The organism is Flavobacterium sp. (assembly GCF_028712645.1).
Taxonomy (GTDB): domain Bacteria; phylum Bacteroidota; class Bacteroidia; order Flavobacteriales; family Flavobacteriaceae; genus Flavobacterium.
Genome location: NZ_JAQTPQ010000154.1, coordinates 1 through 8,184, shown reverse-complemented (window position 1 = coordinate 8,184; position 8,184 = coordinate 1). Strand labels below are relative to the sequence as shown.

General features: G+C 33.2%; 8 protein-coding genes. All 8 read left to right on the top strand.

All coding sequences use genetic code 11. The features are described from left to right. The first annotated feature begins 98 nt into the window (after positions 1–98). Positions 99–1,613 (top strand): histidine ammonia-lyase, encoded by a 1,515-nt coding sequence (gene hutH, locus PHC28_RS12125; protein WP_300100703.1) that lies wholly within the window; start codon positions 99–101, stop codon positions 1,611–1,613. Positions 1,614–1,663: 50 nt separating this feature from the next. Further along, complete coding sequence (locus PHC28_RS12120; RefSeq protein ID WP_300100700.1) at positions 1,664–2,308, top strand: DUF47 domain-containing protein; 645 nt, start codon at positions 1,664–1,666, stop codon at positions 2,306–2,308. A gap of 29 nt (positions 2,309–2,337) precedes the next feature. Next, the gene (locus PHC28_RS12115; protein ID WP_300100696.1) at positions 2,338–3,648 is read left to right on the top strand and encodes an inorganic phosphate transporter; all 1,311 of its coding nucleotides are present in this window, start codon (positions 2,338–2,340) and stop codon (positions 3,646–3,648) included. A 92-nt stretch (positions 3,649–3,740) separates the two neighbouring features. Further along, a complete protein-coding gene (locus PHC28_RS12110; RefSeq protein WP_300100694.1) occupies positions 3,741–4,118 on the top strand; it encodes a hypothetical protein in 378 nt (125 codons plus the stop codon). A 174-nt stretch (positions 4,119–4,292) separates the two neighbouring features. Continuing rightward, positions 4,293–4,589, top strand: coding sequence for a heavy metal-binding domain-containing protein (locus PHC28_RS12105; RefSeq protein ID WP_300100692.1), 297 nt, complete (start codon positions 4,293–4,295; stop codon positions 4,587–4,589). A gap of 58 nt (positions 4,590–4,647) precedes the next feature. After that, positions 4,648–5,931, top strand: coding sequence for an efflux RND transporter permease subunit (locus tag PHC28_RS12100; protein WP_300100689.1), 1,284 nt, complete (start codon positions 4,648–4,650; stop codon positions 5,929–5,931). 1 nt (position 5,932) lies between these two features. Next, positions 5,933–7,870 (top strand): efflux RND transporter permease subunit, encoded by a 1,938-nt coding sequence (locus PHC28_RS12095; protein ID WP_300100686.1) that lies wholly within the window; start codon positions 5,933–5,935, stop codon positions 7,868–7,870. Continuing rightward, positions 7,857–8,184 (top strand): TolC family protein (locus PHC28_RS12090; RefSeq protein ID WP_300100683.1); only part of this gene is annotated, 328 nt, incomplete at its 3' end. The genes PHC28_RS12095 and PHC28_RS12090, both read left to right, overlap by 14 nt.

Below are 8,184 nucleotides of genomic sequence, written 5' to 3'. Positions count from 1 at the left end.
ACATAGTGCTAAAAAAAGAATATTAAATATTTTACCTTTAAAATCTTGTTTTTCAATATTGATTTATTGAATTTTGACCCCTCAAAAGCCAAAACTAAATGGACAATACTCATTATATAAGTACCGAAGTACTTTCTTTAGAAACTTTACAAGAAATTATTTCGCATTATAAACCTTTAGCATTGTCTGATGAAGCCAAGATAAATATCCAAAAATGCAGGGATTACCTTGACAAAAAAATGGCTTCCCATTTGAAACCTATTTATGGAATTAATACTGGTTTTGGCTCTCTTTGTAACGTGAAAATTTCGAATGAAAACCTTTCGAAACTCCAGGAAAATCTAGTAAAATCGCATTCTTGTGGGACAGGAGACGAAGTTCCTAACGAGATTGTAAAACTAATGTTGTTACTTAAAATACAATCGTTGAGTTATGGTCATTCCGGAATTCAATTGCAAACGGTAGAACGATTGATTGATTTTTACAATAATGATATTTTACCCATAATTTATACTCAAGGTTCACTTGGCGCTTCGGGAGATTTAGCTCCTTTGGCTCATTTGTCTTTACCGTTATTGGGTGAAGGTGAAGTGTTTTTTGAAGGCAAAAAAGTGGATTCTAAAGAAGTTTTGAAGCATTTCAATTGGGAGCCAATTGTTTTAAAATCTAAAGAAGGTTTGGCTTTATTAAACGGAACACAATTTATGAGTGCTTATGGAGCACATATTTTGATGAAAGCGAACAAGTTTTCTTATTTGGCAGATTTAATTGGAACCATTTCTTTGGAAGGTTTTGATGGAAGAATTGAACCTTTTCACGAATTAATTCATTTTATTCGCCCACATAAAGGACAAATTGTAACTGCGAATCGCGTAAAAGATTTTCTCGAAGGAAGTGAAATTATAAGTCAAGAAAAAAAACACGTTCAGGATCCATATTCTTTTCGATGTATTCCGCAAGTTCACGGCGCATCAAAAGATGCAATTGATTATGTTCGAAAAGTTTTCAAGACCGAAATTAATTCGGTAACTGATAACCCCAATATATTTATCGAAAGCGACCAGATTATTTCTGGAGGTAATTTTCACGGGCAACCATTGGCTTTAGCTTTAGATTTTATGGCAATTGCTTTAGCCGAATTGGGAAGTATTTCAGAAAGAAGAACCTATCAATTGATATCAGGTTTGAGAAATCTTCCAGCCTTTTTAGTTGATAATCCCGGTTTAAATTCAGGTTTAATGATTCCACAATACACTGCAGCAAGCATCGCGAGTCAAAACAAGCAATTGGCTACACCAGCAAGTGTTGACAGTATTGTATCGAGCAATGGACAAGAAGACCACGTGAGTATGGGTGCCAATGCTGCTACAAAGGCTTTGAAGGTTATGGAAAACTTAGAGCGAATTCTTGCCATTGAATTGATGAATGCTTCTCAAGCTATTGAATATAGAAGACCTTTGGAGTCGAGTGATTTTATAGAAATGTTTTTGAAATCTTATCGTGAGGAAGTTCCATTGGTAAAAGAAGATCGGATTTTGCATTATGATATTGAAAAAACGGTTTCTTTTTTGAATAGTTTTCAAATAGAAGAAGATTTGTTAATAATTTCTTAACATCGAATAAAATAAAAAAGTAAATTTGTTAAAATATATAAACTAATAAAATGTCAATAAATAGTATTTTTCAATTTTTGGTCCCAAAGGACAAAAAATTCTTTCCACTTTTTGAAGAAGCATCCAACAATTTAGTTCAATTAGCTTCTATTTTACACGAAGCAGTTAATCTTCCATTGAAAGAAAGAAATGAACTTTTCAAGAAAATTGATGAACTGGAACAGAAAGGCGAGGATATTACACGTCAAACTAATCTTGAATTGAGTAGAAATTTTATCACACCTTTTGATAGAGAAGATATTCACTCTTTAATTACTTCAATCGACAATGTGGCTGATAATCTTCACGGAGCATCCAGTAGAATGAAATTATATCAAGTGGACAAGATTACAAAATCAATTAGAAAATTGACAGAAATTAATCTTGAAGCTTGTCAGAATATTGAAATCGCAGTAAGCGAATTAAAAGATTTGAAAAAAATTAAAAATATAACTTCGGCTTGTGTGAAAATCAATAAGCTAGAAGCCAAATCAGATGATGTTTACAATAAAGCGGTTGCCGATATTTTTGAGAACGAGACTGATGCAAAAAACATTATCAAATACAAAGAAGTATTATCAGTTTTAGAAACTGCAACTGATAAATGTAAAGGAGTGGCCAGTGTTTTAGAATCTATTTCGGTAAAAAATTCATAAATCTATTTACTTCATTTGAAATTATTTTCATGGAATTCACTCTACTTATTTCAATTATAGTATTATCATTGCTTTTTGATTATATTAATGGTTTTCACGATGCGGCTAATGCAATCGCAACCGTTGTTGCCACAAAAGTACTTTCTCCATTTCAAGCTGTACTTTGGGCTGCTTTTTTTAATTTCTTAGCTTATTGGGTCTTTGGTTTTGGAGTTGCTGATAGTGTAGCAAAAACTGCGGATTCAAGTCAAATTAATTTAACAGTAATCCTTGCTGGAGTTATTGCAGCTATAATTTGGAATTTAATTACTTGGTGGCAAGGAATTCCTTCAAGTTCTTCACATACATTAATTGGTGGTTTTGCTGGAGCAGCAATTGCTCATGCTAGCTTACATCATTTGGGTTTTGATATTGTAAATTGGTATTCACCAGGAAAAGATGGTGGAATGCCTTCGGGTGTTTTGATAATTATTTCTTTTATTGTTTTAGCACCACTTGTTGGATTAATTGTTTCTTATCTTTTATCAATTTGGCTTTTACATTCTTCCAAAAAAGGTATTATTCCAAAATTATTTACTATTGGCATAATTATTTTGACTGTTTGGTTTATTTCAAACAAGATTTCTTATGACATTAAAAAACCTCGTTTTGATTCCGTTTTTTGGAGTGTGGTTTGCGAACCACATAATATTAAATGGTTTTTAGTTGCATTTATTCTATTATCTATTAGTTTTTTCTGTTTGTTTTTTAGCGAACTAAATCAAGTTCAATCGACCGCCTGGCTTAGGAAAATGCAGTTATTGTCATCTGCTTCTTTTAGTTTAGGTCACGGTGGAAATGATTCTCAAAAAGTAATGGGGATTATTGCAGCAGCTGTTGTTGTTTATATAAACACTAGTGGAGTTGCTATGGAAAGTTTGCCATCATGGCTTCATGTTGTCCTGCCTTCAAAAGGGGCAGATGGTTCTGAAATTGCAGGTCAAATACCACAATGGATACCTTTGGCTTGTTATACCGTGATTGCTGCAGGAACTTTAAGTGGTGGTTGGAAAATTGTAAAAACAATGGGAACAAAAATAACCAAAGTTACTGCTTTTGAGGGAGTTGCTGCGGAAACAGCAGGTGCATTAACTTTATATTTCACGGAACATTTAAAAATTCCAGTTAGTACAACTCATACTATTACAGGTTCTATAATTGGAGTTGGATTAACGAAACGTGTTTCAGCGGTACGTTGGGGAGTGACGGTAAGTTTAATTTGGGCTTGGGTTTTGACCATTCCAATTTCTGCCATATTAGCTGCCTTAGTTTATTATTTCCTTAATTTATTTTTGAAATGATGTCTTTTTTTTTAAGTAAAGATTTGTCTTAATATAATTTTATGATGATTAAAGGAAATAATTTCATAAATTTGTAAATAGAAATTAAACAAATGACAAAAAAGTTTCATATAATATTACTCATAGTTGTGCTTGGTATCTTTTTGATTCCAACATCAACTTTTGCGTGTGGAACTAATTCTGAAAAAACAGAAAAGTGTTGTTGTGCTAAAGAAAATTCAAAAGAAAATAATAAGGATTGCTGTAAGAAACACAAGCAAAATAAAGAAAAAAACGAAAAAAGTTGTGATGGGAAATGCAAAAATTCCAATTGTACAACAACTTCAGTTCATTATAGTGTAGTTTTTTTTGGAGGAATTAACTTCAAAAGTAATTTTGTTTATTCTGTTAAAAAACAAAAATTTCATAATTTAAAAACCAATCTTTCTTCTGGTTTTTCTTCAATCTGGCTTATTCCTAAAATAGGCTAAAACTTCATTTTTGCATTCATAAATCCGTCTTTTTCAAACTAAAATTGATTCACAATTTTGTATGATTAGATATTCTTTATGGAAAAAACTTAAAATTCACAATGATTTATTTACATCCATTGGATTAAATAGGTCAATATCAGTGATTTCAAAATCAATTTAAAAATTTTAAAAATGAAAAATATATTCTTTTTAGCCATTGTATTGGCGTTCGTATTGGTTTCTTGTAACCAAAAAAACAAACAAGTAGAAACAGTTGGAACTCCAATGATGGAAAACGATTCAACAATGATGATGAATGATTCAACAATGATGCAACACGATTCGACTATGATGGATAATAATTCTAAAATGATGCACGAAAATTCAAAAGTTTACTCTTGTCCAATGCATCCAGAAGTTCACGGAAAGTTGGATGATAAATGCCCAAAATGCGGTATGAAATTGAACGTTGAAGTAAAAAACAAATAAATTTAGTGTTCTATTTATCCATAATTAATTTATTAAATAGGAATAAAATCAGAGCATTATGGTAGAAAAATTAATATCATTCTCACTACGAAATCGAGCCGTTGTTTTACTTATTTCCGCTTGCTTATTTGGTTGGGGAATATACAGTGTACAACAAAATCCCATTGATGCCATTCCAGATTTATCCGAGAATCAAGTCATAGTTTTCACTGAATGGATGGGAAGAAGTCCACAGGTTATTGAAGATCAAGTAACTTATCCTTTGGTTTCCAACCTGCAAGGAATTCCGAAAATCAAAAATATTCGGGCTTCGTCAATGTTTGGGATGAGTTTTGTTTATATCATTTTTGAAGATAATGTAGATCCTTATTGGGCAAGAACTCGAGTATTGGAACGATTAAATTATGCACAACGTTTATTGCCACAAAATGTAGTGCCTACATTAGGTCCTGATGGCACTGGAGTTGGACACGTTTTCTGGTATCATTTAGATGCCAAGGGAATGGATTTAGGAGAGCAACGAGCGATTCAAGATTGGTATGTGAAATTTGCGTTACAAACTGTTCCTGGTGTTGCTGAAGTAGCTTCTTTTGGAGGATTTGAAAAACAATACCAATTGGTTCTTGATCCTTTAAAAATGCAATATTACAATATTAGCATTATGGAAGTGATGAATGCCGTGAAGACAAGTAATAACGATGTGGGTGGACGAAAATTCGAGATGAGCAATATGTCCTATATTGTTAGAGGTTTGGGTTATATCAAAAACATCAAGGATGTAGAAGATATCGCTATAAAAAACTATAATTCAGTTCCCGTGAAAGTTAGCGATATTGGTTCCGTACAAATGGGAGGTGATTTACGTTTAGGAATTTTCGATTATAATGGAACTGGTGAAGTTGTTGGTGGAATTGTGGTAATGCGCTATGGCGAAAATGCTGACAAAGTTATCAAAGCAGTAAAATTGAAAATGAAAGAAGTCGAAAAAGGATTGCCTGAAGGTGTTACTTTTAAAACTTCGTACGACAGAAGTGATTTAATAGAAAAAGCCATCGAATCCGTAAAGGGAACTTTAATTGAAGAGATGATTGCAGTTTCTATCATCGTGTTACTTTTTCTATTCCATTGGCGAAGTGCTTTAGTAATTCTCATCCAGATTCCTGTTTCAATTGCCGTAAGTTTTATTTTGCTTCAGTCTTTCAGTATTTCATCCAATATTATGTCACTTACAGGAATTGCTTTGGCAATAGGAGTCATTGTTGATGATGGAATCGTTATGGTCGAAAACGCCTATCGAAGTATTTCAGAAAAACAGGAGGAATCGAATAATCCAACAATTTAAAATGAAAAATTTATTCAAAAATAGATTCAAAAAAGAACACGACCCTTTGTCTAAAGAAGAAAGGCTCCAAATAATTGAGGAATCTTCTAAGTTAGTTGGTCCAGGTGTTTTTTATTCAACGCTGGTTATAATTGCTTCCTTTTTGCCAGTTTTTCTTTTAACGGGAATGGAAGGAAAATTGTTTAGTCCGCTCGCTTGGACCAAATCATTTATATTGATTGTCGATGCTTTTTTTGCCATCACTCTCACACCGGTTTTGATTAGCTATTTACTTAAAGGCAAACTTCGACCAGAAAATAAAAATCCAATCAACAGAAAACTGGAAAGCATTTATACTCCAATTTTGACTTATTGTTTAAAATGGAGAAAGTCGTTATTGGGAATCAATATTGCTGCTTTGCTTATTGGAGGCTTGATGTTTACGCAATTGGGTTCGGAATTTATGCCTCCATTAGATGAAGGCTCCATTTTGTTTATGCCAGTAACCTTGCCAGATGTTTCTAATTCTGAAGTAAAAAGGATATTACAAGTTCAGGATAAATTAATCAAATCTATTCCCGAAGTTACTAATGTTTTAGGGAAAGCGGGAAGGGCTAACACGGCTACAGACAACAGTCCAATTAGTATGATTGAAACGATTATTTTGCTGAAACCCCGCAATGAGTGGCGAGAAGGCAAAACGAAAAATGATATTGTAACAGAAATTAATAACAAACTCCAAATTCCTGGGGTGACTAACGGTTTTACTCAACCTATCATCAATCGGATTAATATGCTTTCGACTGGAATTCGAACTGATGTTGGAATAAAAATTTACGGAGCTAGTTTAGATACGATAAATGTTTTATCACAAAAAATCAAAAGAGTTCTTGACGGAACTGCTGGAGTTAAAGATTTGTATGCAGAACCTATTACAGGAGGAAAATACATTGATATTGTTGCAAAAAGAGAAGTAATCGGAAGATACGGATTGACTGTTGACGATATTAATAATGTAGTCGAAGCTTCTATTGGTGGAATGAAACTTACCACAACTATCGAAGGTAGACAACGTTTTTCTGTAAATGCACGTTATGCTCAAGAATATAGAAATAGCATCGAAGCCTTGAAAAAACTTCAAGTTCAAACGATGCAATTTGGTCCAATTCCATTAGAAACTGTTGCCGATGTAAAAATAAGCGACGGTCCTCCAATGATCAATAGCGAAAATGCAATGCTTCGCGGAAGTGTTTTGTTTAATGTCCGAGATCGTGATTTAGGAAGTACGGTTCAGGAAGCACAGAAAAAATTGAACACAATGATGACCAAAATGCCCAAAGGATATTATGTGGAATGGAGTGGGCAATGGGAAAATCAAATTCGAGCGGATAGAACTTTGAGTATGATATTACCCATAGTTATACTTCTCATTTTTATCATATTATACTTCACTTATAATTCGATGAAAGAAGCTATGATTACAATGATAACGGTTCCATTTGCCTTGATTGGCGGAGTTTTTATGGTCTATTTTTACGGAATTAATTTGTCTGTGGCAGTAGCAGTCGGTTTTATTGCGTTGTTTGGTTTAGCCGTTGAAACTACGATGCTAATCACCATTTATCTGAATGATTCGATGAATAAAATGGTCAAAAAATATGGTAACAGTAGTGACATAATCACCGAAGAAATTTTGAGACATTACATTATTGAAGGTTCAGCAAAAAGGCTACGGCCAAAATTAATGACGGTTTCAGTGGCTTTGTTTGGTTTAATCCCAATTCTTTGGTCAACAGGAACTGGAGCAGATATTATGATTCCTATCACTGTTCCACTCATCGGCGGAACCATAACTTCTACCATTTATGTATTATTAATAACACCAGTTGTTTTCGAAATGGTTAAACTTCGAGAATTGAAAACAAAAGGTAAAATAGATATTATCAATGCGAAACATTAAATATTATATAGGAATTTGTTGTTTGATATTAGGTAATTTAAATGTTGCTGCTCAAACACTTTCGTTGGACGAAGTTTTGGAAATTATCAAAACTAATAATCCACAATTAAAAATGTATGATGCCGAAATTCAAAGTATGGATGCTGCTGCAAATGGAGCTAAAAGTTGGATGCCACCACAAGTGGAAACCGGATTTTTTATGACGCCTTACAATACAAAAATGTGGAAACCAGACGGTTCATTTTCTGGAATGGGGAATTATATGGTTGGGGTTACACAAATGATTCCCAATTCTTCCAAGCTTAAAGCTGATT